Annotated in this window: 10 protein-coding genes and 1 pseudogene; 5 read left to right on the top strand and 6 right to left on the bottom strand. The window is 58.1% G+C overall.

Annotated features, from left to right (window positions below; genetic code table 11):
* Nucleotides 1-201: 201 nt before the first annotated feature.
* Together ABX749_RS05780 and ABX749_RS05785 are read left to right on the top strand one after the other, a co-directional pair.
* Nucleotides 202-594 (top strand): hypothetical protein, encoded by a 393-nt coding sequence (locus ABX749_RS05780; protein WP_372895143.1) that lies wholly within the window; start codon nt 202-204, stop codon nt 592-594.
* Nucleotides 595-598: 4 nt separating this feature from the next.
* On the top strand, nt 599-829 hold the full coding sequence (locus ABX749_RS05785; protein ID WP_145217838.1) for a DUF5989 family protein: 231 nt from the start codon (nt 599-601) through the stop codon (nt 827-829).
* 393 nt (nt 830-1,222) lie between these two features.
* Here ABX749_RS05785 and ABX749_RS05790 read toward each other — a convergent pair whose 3' ends face one another.
* The 3 genes from ABX749_RS05790 to ABX749_RS05800 are packed head-to-tail and all read right to left on the bottom strand — an operon-like array spanning nt 1,223 to nt 4,091.
* Entirely contained in the window at nt 1,223-2,473 is a 1,251-nt protein-coding gene (locus ABX749_RS05790) for an MlaD family protein (protein ID WP_145217840.1), read from the bottom strand.
* Between the two features lie 2 nt (nt 2,474-2,475).
* Nucleotides 2,476-3,279, bottom strand: coding sequence for an ABC transporter ATP-binding protein (locus ABX749_RS05795; RefSeq protein WP_372895144.1), 804 nt, complete (start codon nt 3,277-3,279; stop codon nt 2,476-2,478).
* Complete coding sequence (locus ABX749_RS05800; protein WP_236649088.1) at nt 3,276-4,091, bottom strand: ABC transporter permease; 816 nt, start codon at nt 4,089-4,091, stop codon at nt 3,276-3,278. The genes ABX749_RS05795 and ABX749_RS05800 overlap by 4 nt, the downstream gene beginning before the upstream one ends.
* Nucleotides 4,092-4,521: 430 nt before the next feature.
* Here ABX749_RS05800 and ileS point away from each other — a divergent pair, with 430 nt between their 5' ends.
* Entirely contained in the window at nt 4,522-8,031 is a 3,510-nt protein-coding gene (gene ileS / locus ABX749_RS05805; RefSeq protein WP_372895145.1) for an isoleucine--tRNA ligase, read from the top strand.
* Nucleotides 8,028-8,612 (top strand): phosphoribosylglycinamide formyltransferase, encoded by a 585-nt coding sequence (locus ABX749_RS05810; RefSeq protein WP_372895146.1) that lies wholly within the window; start codon nt 8,028-8,030, stop codon nt 8,610-8,612. Before ileS ends, ABX749_RS05810 begins: the two co-directional genes overlap by 4 nt.
* Before the next feature lie 25 nt (nt 8,613-8,637).
* On the opposite strand, the gene ABX749_RS05815 is transcribed toward ABX749_RS05810, so the two are convergent.
* On the bottom strand, nt 8,638-10,089 hold the full coding sequence (locus ABX749_RS05815) for a sigma-54-dependent transcriptional regulator (RefSeq protein WP_372895147.1): 1,452 nt from the start codon (nt 10,087-10,089) through the stop codon (nt 8,638-8,640).
* A 307-nt stretch (nt 10,090-10,396) separates the two neighbouring features.
* Between ABX749_RS05815 and ABX749_RS05820 the strand changes: the two genes are divergently transcribed.
* Nucleotides 10,397-11,038 (top strand): response regulator transcription factor, encoded by a 642-nt coding sequence (locus tag ABX749_RS05820; protein ID WP_372895148.1) that lies wholly within the window; start codon nt 10,397-10,399, stop codon nt 11,036-11,038.
* A 156-nt stretch (nt 11,039-11,194) separates the two neighbouring features.
* Here ABX749_RS05820 and ABX749_RS05825 read toward each other — a convergent pair whose 3' ends face one another.
* Both ABX749_RS05825 and ABX749_RS05830 read right to left on the bottom strand, forming a co-directional pair.
* Entirely contained in the window at nt 11,195-12,802 is a 1,608-nt protein-coding gene (locus tag ABX749_RS05825) for a sulfite reductase subunit alpha (protein ID WP_372895149.1), read from the bottom strand.
* A 55-nt stretch (nt 12,803-12,857) separates the two neighbouring features.
* Nucleotides 12,858-13,673 (bottom strand): annotated as a pseudogene (locus ABX749_RS05830) (NirA family protein); the annotation flags it as partial.

Below are 13,673 nucleotides of genomic sequence, written 5' to 3' on the forward strand. Positions count from 1 at the left end.
CAAAACGATGAGGGCAAAACGATGAGGGCAAAACGATGAGGAACTGTCCAAGTCGTATGATAGAAATAGGCGTAGATTTGGAATCGTTTCTGCGGGGTCAGCTTTTCTGCCTTTTATTGTTTTGCCCCCATCGTTTTGCCACCCCACTTAGCCTGCGACGTCAACCAACTCCACGAAACCTCCGTGCCACGGCAATTCACAATGAAACCACCCACAGATTCCCAACGACGCTATTTCGGCGTCGCCGTTGCGGCGGCGTTGTTGATGCTGGCCTGGATCGCGTGGCGTGCGATCGCCTCGCCGATTGTGTCCGGTGGACTGGCCGCCGCGGCGTTGGTCGTCGCGATGGTGTATTATTTAATCCCGGCGTCTCAGCCGAAACTGATGGCGTTCTTCCACGCGATCACGTATCCGATCCGCTGGACCGCCACCCTCGTCGTCCTGGCGATCGTCTACTATGCAGTGGTCACGCCGATCTCGATTTGGTTCCGCGTGACGGGAAAATCGATCCGCACGAACGCGTCCGATTCCAAATCGAATTGGCGATCGATCGACTTACCATCCGACCCGCAATCCTATTTTCGAACCTTTTAGAACCGTGAAGACTCCACCGGCCGATCCCACCGAGAAACCTGAAGACGAAGTCACCGAGTCCTTCGATTCGATGGCTGACGGATCGGATCCGGGGATCTTTCAGGAGTTCATCTGGTTTGTGAAGTACAACAAGAAATGGTGGCTGACGCCGATCCTGGTGGTGTTCTTACTGCTGGTCGTCTTGGCCTTCCTGACCAATTCGCCCGCTGCCCCGTTCATCTACACCCTGTTTTGAGTCTGCGTTTCGGTCGAGGATGTCGCCGACGATGATGGTCGACGGAGATTGCGGAGCAGCAGATTACACGCAGAAAGTCGGGGGATCTGTCAGCAGAACCGGGGATTCGGTGTAAAAAGGCAGACTGATGGGGGCAACACAAGGGGGGCAAAACAATGGGGGCAGAATGATACGGGGCAGAATGATGGAGTAGCAGCAGGGACGTCGCAGGCCTGACTCAGATCGATTGCCCCACCCCTCGACTCCCACTCTCCTTGTCTCCCCGTCTCCTTGTCTCCCTGTCTCCTTGTCTCCCTGTCTCCTTGTCTCCCCCAAACGCGGCTGCAGAAGCAACCGTGACCACGCCGACCGCCACACGGCACGCCACGTGCGAGCATGCCCGCGACGACGGTGCTACTTCAACCCCAACCCGCTGCCGCGTTTGTCGAGGGCTCCCTTGACGCCTAGTTGGCGTGGGTCGCGGGCGATTTTGTCGCTGAAGATTCGCACGTCGTCCAGGATCGGGCGAATCTTGGCGGTTGCCAATTCGACGTTTTCGATCGTGCGTCGGATCTGCCAGTAGATGTCTTCGTCATCGAGCAAGCGGCGGATCGTTCCGTTGCTATTGTTCAACCCGACGCCGAATCGTTCAACTTCCAGCAAGGTTCGGTCCAGGTTGGCCAAGCTTTTCAGAACTTGGACCACCAATTGATCGCTGTTTTCTGCGATCGGATCGGTGATTGTTTCGATGTTTTCAATCGCTCCCTGAGCGGATTCGATCGCGTCGCGGACGCTGTCGATGGTTTGGTCGACGTTCTGCACCGTTTTCTCCGCCGCGACGCCGACGTTTTCGAATCGTTGTCCGACGCGTTCAAAACTCTCGAACGTCTTCTGGGTCGACTGCAGCGTGGTTTGGGCTTCGGTCAGCACGAGCGGAAGCTCACGAAGCGCTTCGGCCAGGCTGTCTCGCAGTTCGGGGTTGCCGATCACGTTGCGAATGTCACGCATCGCACCTTGAAATTCGATCAGCGCGTTTCGGGCGTCTTGTGCGACGTTGCCCATCTGGCCTTCGGCGTTCTGGACCACACCGTCCGCGTTCTGGACGAGTTGATTGACGTTGTCGCCGACCGATTGCAAGGCTCCGCTTGCGGACTGTACCGCCTCCAGTGTTTCACGGACTTCGTCTTCCAAGTTGAACACCAAACTGAAGGGGTCGGAGGCCGGTGTTCCATAAGAGATTAGCTGTTCGTCGGTGTACTTTTCATCGCGAATCGTCTGCAATCGTTCTTTATGGATCTCCTGCAATTCGTCTTCGGTTCCTTTGACGAACTCCAGTTTCGCATCCCCGGTGATGATCGATTTCGTTTTGATTTTGGGAAGGTATTCATGGGTCAAGTTGTTCTGGTATTTGGGATCGATGCCGATGGTCAGCAAGACATCGTTCTCACGCAGTTCTTTGTCGATGACGCGTCCGATTTCGACGCCCCGTAACAGCACTGGCGAGTTGGAGTTGATGCCCTCTGCGGTCGGAAACTGAACCAGCAGTCGGAATTCACCGGTCAGCACGCGCGGCACGGCCCCGAACAAAAACGTCAAGATGATTCCGATTCCGATGGCGGCGATGACCAGTACGCCGACGCCGAATTTCAGTCTGCTATCGTCCATGATTAACCCGTTATCTCCATCAGACGCTGGCCGGCTTCGCCGCGAACGAATTGACGCACCCGATCGTCTTCGCATTGATCCAGCCCGGCGGGTGGACCATCGTAGAGCACCTGTGGTTCGTCCTTGGCCAGTCTTGCTCGCGGGTAAAACATCAACACACGGTCGGACACCTTTTGGGCCGTTCGCATGTCGTGCGTGACGATCACACTGGTGACCGGATAGCGACGGCGGACGTCCAGCATCAGTTCATTGATCACGTCGCTCATGATCGGATCCAGCCCCGTCGTCGGCTCATCGTAGACGACCAATTCGGGCTGCAAAATAATCGCGCGGGCAATCCCGACACGCTTGCGCATCCCGCCACTCAATTCACTCGGTCGTTTCGAAATCACCGTGGGCGGCAGTCCTACTTCTTGAAGGTGTTTTAAGACGCGTTCGTGAATCTCGTCGTCATCGGCGGTGGTCGATTGCCGCATCGGAAACGCGACGTTGTCAAAAATCGTCATGCTGTCGAACAGTGCCGCATTTTGAAAGACGAACCCGAACCGTCGGCGGACGTCGCTGAGCGCCGGCGGCGACAGTGTTGAAAGGTCGTGCCCGTCAAAACGAAGCGTTCCCCGAGTCGGTGGGATCAGCCCAACGATCGTTTTCATGAACACGGTTTTGCCGCAACCGCTTTCACCGATCACCGCAACCGTCTCGCCGGCTTCGATCGAAACACTAATGTCTTTCAAAATCTTTTGGCCGTGAAAATCGACATGCAAATGCTGTACGTCGATCAGATGTTCCGCCGCAGGGTCACTCATAGGATGTTCGCTCCCGCGGGGTACATGGCGAAATAGATCTTGTCCAAGATGATGTTCAAGAACAAATCAATGGCCAAGATCATCACGAACGAATACACGAACGCCTGCGTCGCCGCTTTGCCGACGCCCTCGGCGCCCGGTTTGCAATGAAATCCTTGGTAACAGCTGATCACGGCGATCATCCCGCCAAAGAAAACGCTCTTGAAAATCCCGCTGAACAAATCGAATCCGACCACGCCGTCGCGGGAGTGCGTCAGATAGGCCGCGTGATCGATGTCCAACACCATCACGCTGTAGAAGTAACCGCCGACGATGCCCATGAAATCCGCCATGATCGTCAGCGCCGGAATCAAAAAGATGCAGGCCAAGAACCGAGGCACCACCAGGTAGTGAATCGGATCGGCACCCATCGTCGTCAGCGCGTCGATTTGTTCGGTCACACGCATCGTCCCCAACACGGCCGCCATCGCGCTGCCGACCCGGCCGGCTAACATCGTCGCGGCCAGCACTGGACCCAGCTCACGGACCAGCGAGGTGTTGATCACCACACCCAGATGGCTTTCCAATCCGATCGCGTGAAACTGGTAATAACTTTGAACGGCCAGCACCATTCCGATGAAGGTTCCCGTCAACGCCACCACCGGCAGACTGAGCACACCGATTTGATAAAAGTTGACCAGCAACGTGCCACGCTGCGGCAACCGTGTGAAAATCCAAACCAGCATCTGCCAAGCGAACAGGGCGATGTCGCCGACCGTCGCCACGCCATTGACGACCGCAGCTCCCCACTGAACCACCCAGGCGTAAAGCATGTCCCGTATCGTGACGGACCCGTTCTCGGGCCGTCGTGGCGCTGGATCGTTTTGTGTGGAAACCGAAAGCGACATCAACTGGACAGCGAGAGTTTGGGGGGCGGAGCGTCGAGTCGAAGCTACACAAACAAGTTTATCGGCAAGATTGACTTTGCGGATGAGTGAAAATGTGCGGGCTGGTGGCGGCAGTCGGGCGGCGAGCCGCCAACAGGAGTTCGTGCCGGGATAGGACCCATGCGACCGATAGGACCCATGTGTCGTATTTGTCCTATTGGTCCTGTTTCGTCGCTGGCTCATCAGGGGCACGATGATCCCGCCAAAACCGATCCGCGTTCCCCCCAATACTCCGCCTACGTCAAACGCCGAAATCCCATTACAATCCCGCTTCGCATTCGCTCCGAAAAACCCGTTTCAGCTTCCCATGACAACGATGTCTGACTCCGCTGCCCCGTTTCGTGCCGCCCCCGCCAGCCCCAAATTTCCGGCTCTGGAAGAGCAGATTCTGGAGTTTTGGCAGCAAAACGACGTCTACAAGCAATCCCTGGAGCGCCGCGCCGATGCACCTCCCTTCGTGTTTTTCGAAGGCCCCCCGACAGCCAACGGGATGCCCCACCCGGGCCACTGTCTGACCCGCGCGATCAAGGACGTCTTTCCCCGCTACACGACGATGCGGGGCTACCGTTGCGAGCGAAAAGCGGGCTGGGACACGCACGGGTTGCCGGTCGAAGTCGAGGTCGGCAAAGAGCTGGGGATCCACAGCAAGGAGGAAATCGAGGCCTATGGTGTCGAGCCCTTCATCCAAAAATGCCAGCAATCGGTCTGGCGTTACATGCAGGAGTGGCAGCGGCTGACCGAGCGACTGGGATTCTGGGTCGATCTCGAACAGGCCTACGTGACCTACCACCAGAGTTACGTCGAGAGTGTTTGGTGGAGTCTGAAAAACCTGTTCGATCGCGGGCTGCTTTACCAAGGCCACAAGATCGTCTGGTGGTGGGCCCAGGGTGGTACGGCCCTCTCCTCGGGCGAGGTGGGCCAGGGCTATCGGGAGGTCGCCGATCCGAGCGTCTACGTGAAATTTCCGCTGGTGGATCAGCCGTCGCGAAGTCTGCTGGTCTGGACGACGACCCCGTGGACGTTGCCCAGCAACATGTACGCCGCCGTTCATCCCGAACTGGAGTACTCCCTGGTCAAGCACGGCGAAACCGGCGAAGAGTTTTATTTGGCGTCGGCGTTGGTCGAAAAAATCGCGGACAAGGCGAAGTGCGAATTCGAGCTTTTGGAAACGTGTCGTGGCACCGATCTGATTGGTCTGCGCTACACACCGCCGTTTGACGGCTACTTGAAATCGACCGGCGACCCGATCGGGACATTGAAGGCCGCCAGCGGTGACTCCAAAACCGAGCACCATTATTGGCGTGTCGTCGCGGCCGACTTTGTCACCACCGATAGCGGTTCGGGCATCGTCCACCAGGCGGCGGCGTTCGGCGAAGTCGACTATGAAGTCTATGACGAACAGCGGCGACGCTTTGTCGAAGGCGAACAACCCGAATTGCTCTGCGCGGTCGGCCCGGACGGAAAATTCAACGAAGCGGTTCCGGAAGCGTTCCTCGGTGTCTGGGTCAAGGACGCCGACAAAGCACTCGCACGCGACCTCAAAGACCGCGGATTGATGTTCTTGCAGGAACAGTACCTGCACGATTACCCGTTCTGTTGGCGGGCCGATCAAGATCCGCTGATCCAATACCCACGCCGCAGCTGGTTCATTCGCACGACCAAGTTCCGTGACTTGATGCTGAAGAACAATTCACAGATCGGTTGGCAGCCCGAACACATTCGTGACGGGCGGTTCGGGAACTTTCTCGAATCGAACGTCGATTGGGCGCTGTCGCGGGAACGCTACTGGGGCACGCCGCTGCCGATCTGGGTTTGCGAAGAAACCGGGCGGATGGAAGCCGTCGGCAATTACGAGGAATTGCTCGCCAAACCGGGGATCCAAGGCACCGAAGTCTGGCTGGAAGCCAAAGCGGCCAACCCGGAACTGGTCGACGATCTGCGGGTCCACAAACCGTACATCGACGAAGTCACTTATGATTCGCCGTTCGCCGATGGCAAACGGATGCGACGGGTCAGCGAAGTCATCGATTGCTGGTATGACAGCGGTGCGATGCCGTTCGCCCAGTGGGGGTGGCCGCACACCGGCGACCAGCAGTTCCAGTCACAATTCCCGGCCGACTTCATCAGCGAAGCGATCGATCAGACCCGTGGCTGGTTCTACAGCCAACTGGCGATCGCCACGATGCTGTTCGGTGAAGGGGCATCGGTTGCCGAACCGGGGACCGACGTCGAAGCGCTAAAGGTCAAAGAGCTCGACTATCCGCTGCCGTTCCGCAACTGCATCGTGCTCGGTCTGATGCTTTCCCAGTGGTGGGAGCATGAAGACGACCAGAAAAAGAAAACGATCCTGTTGGAAGAGTCCGAGACCAAGCAACATCCCGGCAAAAAATTCAACAAACAAGTCGGCAAGATGTCCAAGAGCCTGCGGAACTACCGCAGCCCCGAAGAGATCTTTGACCGCTACGGGGCCGACGCGCTGCGGTGGTACCTGTTTGCCAATCAGGCGCCGTGGAATTCAATCATCTATGCCGAGCAGTCGATCAAGGATTCGATCCCCGAGTTCTTGCTTCGCCTCTGGAACACGTTCAGCTTCTTCACGATCTATGCCGAGATCGACGGGTTTGACCCACGTGACGCCGTCGCCGCCGACGAGCAACTGACGCCGGGGTCGCTGGCGTCGGCGCCAAAATACCGGCCGGCATCCGAGCGTAGCGAGATCGATCGTTGGATTCTGTCGGAACTCAACCAGGCGACCGCCAAGGTGATCGACCGCATGGACGCCTTGGACAACTACAACGCCTGCCAAGCGATTTCGACGCTCTTGGACGGATTGAGCAACTGGTACGTCCGCCGCAGCCGCGATCGGTTTTGGGCCGCCGACAAGGATTCGCAAGAGAAACACGACGCCTATTGGACGCTGTATGAAACGCTGTTAGAGCTGGTCAAGCTGGCTGCGCCCTTCACGCCGTTTCTGGCCGATACCCTTTGGCAACGTCTGACCGAACCCTTCGGCGACAAGACGTTGTGCAGCGTCCACCTCTGTGATTTCCCCGAGGTCGACACCGAGCGGATCGATACCGATCTGTCCGACTCAATGCGACTGTTGCGCGAGATCGCTTCGCTGGGACGCGCCGCACGGGCCAGTGAAAAGTTGAAGGTACGTTTGCCGCTGTCGGAAGTTACGGTGATTCTGACCGACGATTCCCAGATCGCTTGGCTGCAAAACCACGACGCCCTGGTGCGTGAAGAGTTGAACGTCAAAACCGTTCACTACACGACCGAAGGCGACCAGTATGTCCAATACACCGTCGTGCCGAACTTCAAACGACTCGGGCCGAAAGTCGGCAAGCAAGTACCGGCAGTCAAGAAGGCACTCGCCGATGCCGACGGAAACGCATTGCTGAGCCAGCTGCAATCCGACGGCGTTGTGAAACTGCAGCTCGGCGAAAACACGATCGAGTTGGACGGGGACGACATCGAAGTCCGTTTGCAAGCCAAAGAGGGCTGGGCTGCCGCACAGGGGCTCGGGTCCGTCGTCGTGTTGCACACCGAAGTCACCCCGGAACTGCAACGCGAAGGAATCGCCAACGATCTGATTCGTGTGATCCAGAATCAACGCAAGGCGATCGATTGCCAGTACACCGATCGGATTCGCGTCGCCGTCGCGTCGGCCAGCGACGAGGTGACCCAAGCGATCGAGGAACACGGGGCGAACATCTGCAACGAAACGTTGGCCGACTCGTTGGAGATCGGCTCGATCGAAGGTGGTGATTCGGCTGCGTCGGAACACGGCGAAGTGTTCGTCGCTAAGGCGACCGCGTCATGAGCGGAGGCACGACCCAACTGCCGATCGCCGTGTTCCTAAGCGGCGGCGGCAGGACGCTGGAAAACCTGTTGCGGCATCGCGACGAGCACGAGCTGCCGATCGATGTCCGTTTGGTGATCAGCAGTCGCGCCGGAGTCCGTGGCATTGAAATCGCTCAGAACGATGGCATCGAGACGCTGGTGGTTCGCAAACGCGATCATGACGATGCGAGCTACAGTGACGCGATGTTCGAACCGGTCCGCCGCTGCGGTGCGAAGTACGTGGTGATGGCGGGGTTTTTGAAGCACGTGTTGATTCCCGACGATTTCGAAAACCGTGTGATCAACATTCATCCCTCGCTGTTGCCGGCGTTCGGGGGCCAAGGTATGTATGGCCACAACGTTCACGCCGCGGCGATCGAGCGTGGTGTCACGATCAGCGGTTGCACCGTGCACTTCGTCGATAATCAGTACGATCATGGCCCGATCATCTTGCAACGCGCCTGTGAAGTGCGTGCCGAGGACACGCCCGACAGCCTCGCCGCCCGGGTGTTCGAACAAGAGTGTGAAGCCCTGCCGGCGGCGCTGCGGACGCTGCTCTGAGACAACGTCTTTCACGATTCACAACTTAGCCTTCCATGGCAAATTGCAGCCGTGGATCGTCTAGACCCAGACGCTTCATCTTTTTGTAGAGCGTCGTGCGATTGATCTCCAAGGCGTCGGCCGTTGCGGCTCGGTTCCAATTGTGGCGGCGGAGGGAATGCAGGATGATCTCGCGTTCGGGGCCTTCGAGTGCTTCGCGTAGACTCTTGTTTTGATAACTGGCCGGTGTCATCGCGAACGGCTTGACCGTGTTTTCGCCGGCGGCCTGTGGGATCGCCGATGCCAGCGGATCAGCCACGCGGCCCAAGATCTCCGGCGGCAGATCTTCCAGTGTCAGCACGTTGTCGCGAGAGAGCAGCACCGCACGTTCGACGACGTTTTGCAATTGTCGAACGTTGCCGGGCCAACGATACGATTGCAGGGTTGCCATGGCGTGTTGATCAAAGCCTTCGATTTCCCGACCGCACGTTTCAGCCGCCTCGCGCAGGAAGTGGTCGACCAACAAGGGAATGTCGCCGACACGCTCACGCAGTGATGGCAGGACGATGTTGACGACGTTGATCCGGTAGTACAGATCCTGTCGAAACGAACCCTCGGTCACCGCACGGGACAGGTCTTCGTTGGTCGCCAGGATCACACGGGTATCGACCGAGTGTGTGTGCGTGCCGCCGAGTTGTTCGAATTGAAATTCCTGAAGCACACGCAGCAGTTTGACTTGCATCGCCGCGGTCGCGGTTCCGATTTCGTCGAGAAACAAGGTGCCCTTGTCGGCCAATTGAAACTTGCCGACCCGGTCGCCGCTGGCGCCGGTGAAGGCGCCTTTGACGTGGCCGAACAATTCGCTCTCGAGCAGATTGTCCGGTAGTGCCCCACAGGCGACTTCGACGAACGGTTTGCCACGACGAGAACTGCGTTCGTGGATCGCGCGGGCGATCATGCTTTTGCCCGTTCCGTTTTCGCCGGTGATCAGGATCGATGCCCTGGCATCGGCCACGCTGTCGATCACGTCGAAGATTTTCATCATTCGATAGTCGTGACTGAGAATGTTCTCCAGCCCGCTTCGGCTATCGAGCCGTTGACGAAGCTTCTGGTTCTCCAGCGTGATGTCTCGTTGAGAAACGGCGCGGCTGATCGCCAAGTTCAATTCGTCGTCGATCAGCGGCTTGGTCAGCAAGTCGAACGCGCCGGCTTTGATCGCTTCGATCGCCGTGTCGGGTGTCGCGTATCCGGTCATCACCAGCACCGTGGTTTCCGGGTGCTTTTGCCGTGTGTGGTGAATCAGCTCGAACCCGTCCTCCTCACGCAGGCGGAGATCCGTGATCACCAAGTCGAAGCGATGTTCGTCCTGGCTCGCCTTGGCGCCGTTTAAACAGTCCGCGATGTGGACCGTGTGCCCGATTTCCCGCAGCCATTCGGCCATCGACTGGACCAAGTGCCAATCATCGTCGACAAGCAAAATGGAGGCGGGTTGATTCATGTCGGGCGTGGGGATCGTGCGAGGAATGGGGGCCGAGCGCGGTGCAGCGCGTTCTCTCTCACGTTTTCCTAGGTCGCCGTTAGCGTCAGGGCAAAATCCAAATCACGCGTTTCATTCTGCCTGCCCCCCGATCTTACCCCTGCCGCAGTGAACTTGTACTTATTTTAGGGGGTAGGGGTGGGGCGATATGCGAAAAATTCCCATATTAACCCCACACTCCAGGCGCAAATACGCCATTTTTAGGAGTGTTCGCTCTTGGCGTTTGCAGGAGCGGTTTGGAATCAAAACAGAGGCACGTAGGATCGCAATGTCGTTAAAAACGCTGGTCGTCGACGACCATGAAGCAGCTCGTCTCGGGCTCATGGAATTATTGGTCGGGACGGCGATCAGTGTCGCGCAAACGGTTCCCGACGGTGAGAGCGCGCTGCGGTATCTGGACGAAGACCGCTTCGACGCGGTGCTGATCGATGTTCAGATGAAGAAGATGGACGGTTTGACGCTGTTAACGTCGATTCGCCAGGCGCATCCCAACTTGCCGGTCGTCCTGATCAGCGCGTACGACTACCCCGTTTATCTTGCCCGCGCGGTTGCCAATGGGGCTCACGATTACGTGCTCAAGAGTGATTCGGCAACCAAGATCGAACAGACGCTCAGTCATGCGTGCGAGAACGGATCGGCGTACCCGGGCGGTCGTCTGGACAACGTCCGCAAAAAGATGTCCGAGACGATCCGCTCGACACAACTTCCGCCTGAATTGCCGGTGACGTCTCGCGAGGCCCAGGTGCTCCGTCACATCGCGTTCGGGCTGAGCAACCGGGAGATCGCCAAGTCGTTGGGGATCAGTGTCGAGACCGTCAAGGAACACGTGCAGAACATCTTGCGCAAGACGGGAGCTTCGGATCGCACCGATGTTGCGGTCCGGGCCGTTCGTCTGGGGTTGGTCGACTAGTGCTCTGTCCAGATTTGAATTGAGGGTTGCGTTTGTCGAGCGGAAAAGGGGTCAGGTACCAAAAACCAAATGGCCCATCGGGTGCTTCGCATTTTTGGTACCTGACCCCTTTTCCGCGGCACCCTAAATCCAATAGCTGACGGAGCACTAAAAGTCTTAATACACGTCGCGGACGTAGCGTTTCTCTTTGCTCAGTTTCGCGACATAGTCGGCGGCGGCCTGTTCGGACAGCCCGCCTTGGGAGGCGATGATCGACTTGAGCGTGCGATCGACGTCGACGGCCATGCGGCTGGCGTCGCCACAAACGTAGAAATGGGCTCCCGCTTGCAGCCAACTCCACAGTTCGGCAGCGTTCTGCTTCATGCGATCTTGGACATAGACTTTTTCCGTCCCGTCGCGACTGAACGCCGTGTCCAACCGGGTCAACAATCCGGAGTCGAGGTACGACTGCAATTCCTGCTGGTACAAGAAGTCGGTGGCGGCATGTTGGTCGCCGAAGAACAACCAATTCTTGCCCGTCGCCTTGGTCGCCTCTCGATCTTGCAGGAACGCCAAGAACGGAGCGATGCCGGTTCCCGGACCGACCATGATCATCGGCTTGGTGGGATCGGCAGGGACGGTGAACCCGCCGTGATTGGCTTGCGTGAACACGCGGAGGGTCGATCCGGGTTCCAAGCGATCGGCGAGCATCGTGCTGGCGGCGCCCTTTCGCAATCGTCCGTTTCGATCGTAGGTGACTTTGCCAACGGTCAGATGAACCTGGTTGCCGACGCAAGCTTGGCTACTGGCGATCGAATACAGTCGCGGGTTCAACGGCGAGAGTGTTTCGAGAAACTCGGTGGCGCTGATCGGCACGTCGCCTGCCAGCTGCAAGACATCCAAAACGTCAAAGCCGTCCGGTGCACCTTCTTCGAGCATTTGTGAGAGCTGCGATTTTATTTCTGGATCGGAAACACGGCTCAGTGCCAGTTCCAATAACTCGTCGCTCGGGTCTCTCAGGCAAAAGTCTTCGCGGAGCGCGTTGGCGAGTGATTTGGGGTCGCCCGCCGGGGTGACGGTCAGCAGATTGGGATCGGCGCCGATGGCCGCGACGATGGTTTCGACCAGCTCGTCGCAGTTGGTCGGGTAGATTCCCAGCGCGTCACCGACTTCGTATTTGATTCCTGAATCTGCCAGATCGATGGCGATGTGTCGTGTGTCTTTGGCCGAGCCTTCACCGTTAAGCGGTCTCGATTCGATCAACTTGGCTACGTACGGCGTTTTCCGCGAGTATCCCGGTTGCGACGACCCGTTGGCCGCGCTGCCGTTGGCGGGTTTGGCGGGCGATGCGCCGCTGTCACCGGATTCCTTGAGCACCTGTTTGATCATTTTCGCGGTTTCTTTCCCGCCGGGACTGCAGAGCGTCAGGTTGGTTTCTTCCCCCGATGCGATGGCTTCGCTGTAGGACTTGCAAAGGTAGCCGCAGGAACCACAGTCCAATTGCGCCATCGCCGCCATCAAGCGTCGCTCGACGGGCTTGCCGTCGGCCAACTGCATGCGATCGACGATCGGCAGTGAGTCGTCGTGCCAGGGAAAGTCTTCCTCTTCTTCCTTGTTCTGTTCGACAACACCCGGCAACGCGTCGGCTGAAAGGCCGGCGGCGTTCATCACGGCCGAGGCGTCGCCGCCGGGTTGCATGCCCATCATGCCCGAGAAAAAACCGTTCAGCCAGGCACGTTGTTCGTCGTTGAAAGGTGCCGTTTCAGGAATAAAGCTGGTTGTCATGGCGGTCAAAGGGGGGAAGGAGTCGAATCTTCTTGGGTTGTCAGTGGAGAGCGGTTCAAACCAAGGCTCTGGCGAGGGCCTTCAATTCGTCATCGGAGGATCGAGACGTGAATTCAACAAACGTCTCGCCCTCGTGTCGTTGTTCCAGATAACCGCCGATGATGGCGGAGACCAGGTCAGGCAAATCTTCGTACGCGACCGATTCAAAGATCAGCCGAGCGATGCCCTGGCGGTCGCCCCAGCCGCCGCCCAGGTGCACGTGGTACCCGTCGACCATGTCGTCGCCTTTCTCGACCTTGCAGCCGAGCAGACCGATGTCACCGATGTAGTGCTGGGCACAACTGTGATGGCAACCGGTCAGATGGATGTTGATCGGGCTGTCGAGTTTGAATTGAGACTCAAGGTGCCGGGCCAACGCCATCGCCTGGGTTTTGGTTTCTGCCGCGGCGAATTTGCAGCCTCCGCTACCGGTACAGGCCACCAGTCCGGCTCGAAAGCTGCTCGCTTCGTAACCGAGTCCGAGTTCGGTCAGTCGTTCTTTGACCGCATCGATGTCTTCGTCGGCGAGATTGGGGATCAACAGGTTTTGCCAGACCGTCAGACGGATCTCACCGTTACCAAACTCGTCGGCGATTTGCGCCAGCCCGCGAGCCTGGTCACTGGTCATGCGTCCGACCGGCAACACGACGCCGACGTAGTTCTTCTTCGTTTGGGCTTGAGGGTGAAACCCGATATGGGCCAAACGGTTCTCCGCGACCGATCGGGTCAATTTGGATTCGTCGAAACGGCCCAGCGTCCAACCGAGTTGTTCTTCGACCGCGGCGACAAATTTGTCGAATCCCCAGTCGTCCAGCACATACTTCAGTCTCGC

Source organism: Stieleria sp. (genome assembly GCF_041595215.1).
GTDB lineage: Bacteria > Planctomycetota > Planctomycetia > Pirellulales > Pirellulaceae > Stieleria > Stieleria magnilauensis.

What these genes read in the sequence shown, in the direction of transcription:
- ABX749_RS05815 (WP_372895147.1), bottom strand. Translation starts at nt 10,089, where the DNA reads ATGAATCAACCCGCCTCCATTTTGCTTGTCGACGATGATTGGCACTTG.
- ABX749_RS05790 (WP_145217840.1), bottom strand. Translation starts at nt 2,473, where the DNA reads ATGGACGATAGCAGACTGAAATTCGGCGTCGGCGTACTGGTCATCGCC.
- ABX749_RS05825 (WP_372895149.1), bottom strand. Translation starts at nt 12,802, where the DNA reads ATGACAACCAGCTTTATTCCTGAAACGGCACCTTTCAACGACGAACAA.
- ABX749_RS05780 (WP_372895143.1), top strand. Translation starts at nt 202, where the DNA reads ATGAAACCACCCACAGATTCCCAACGACGCTATTTCGGCGTCGCCGTT.
- ABX749_RS05820 (WP_372895148.1), top strand. Translation starts at nt 10,397, where the DNA reads ATGTCGTTAAAAACGCTGGTCGTCGACGACCATGAAGCAGCTCGTCTC.
- ABX749_RS05795 (WP_372895144.1), bottom strand. Translation starts at nt 3,279, where the DNA reads ATGAGTGACCCTGCGGCGGAACATCTGATCGACGTACAGCATTTGCAT.
- ileS (WP_372895145.1), top strand. Translation starts at nt 4,522, where the DNA reads ATGTCTGACTCCGCTGCCCCGTTTCGTGCCGCCCCCGCCAGCCCCAAA.
- ABX749_RS05800 (WP_236649088.1), bottom strand. Translation starts at nt 4,091, where the DNA reads ATGCTTTACGCCTGGGTGGTTCAGTGGGGAGCTGCGGTCGTCAATGGC.
- ABX749_RS05810 (WP_372895146.1), top strand. Translation starts at nt 8,028, where the DNA reads ATGAGCGGAGGCACGACCCAACTGCCGATCGCCGTGTTCCTAAGCGGC.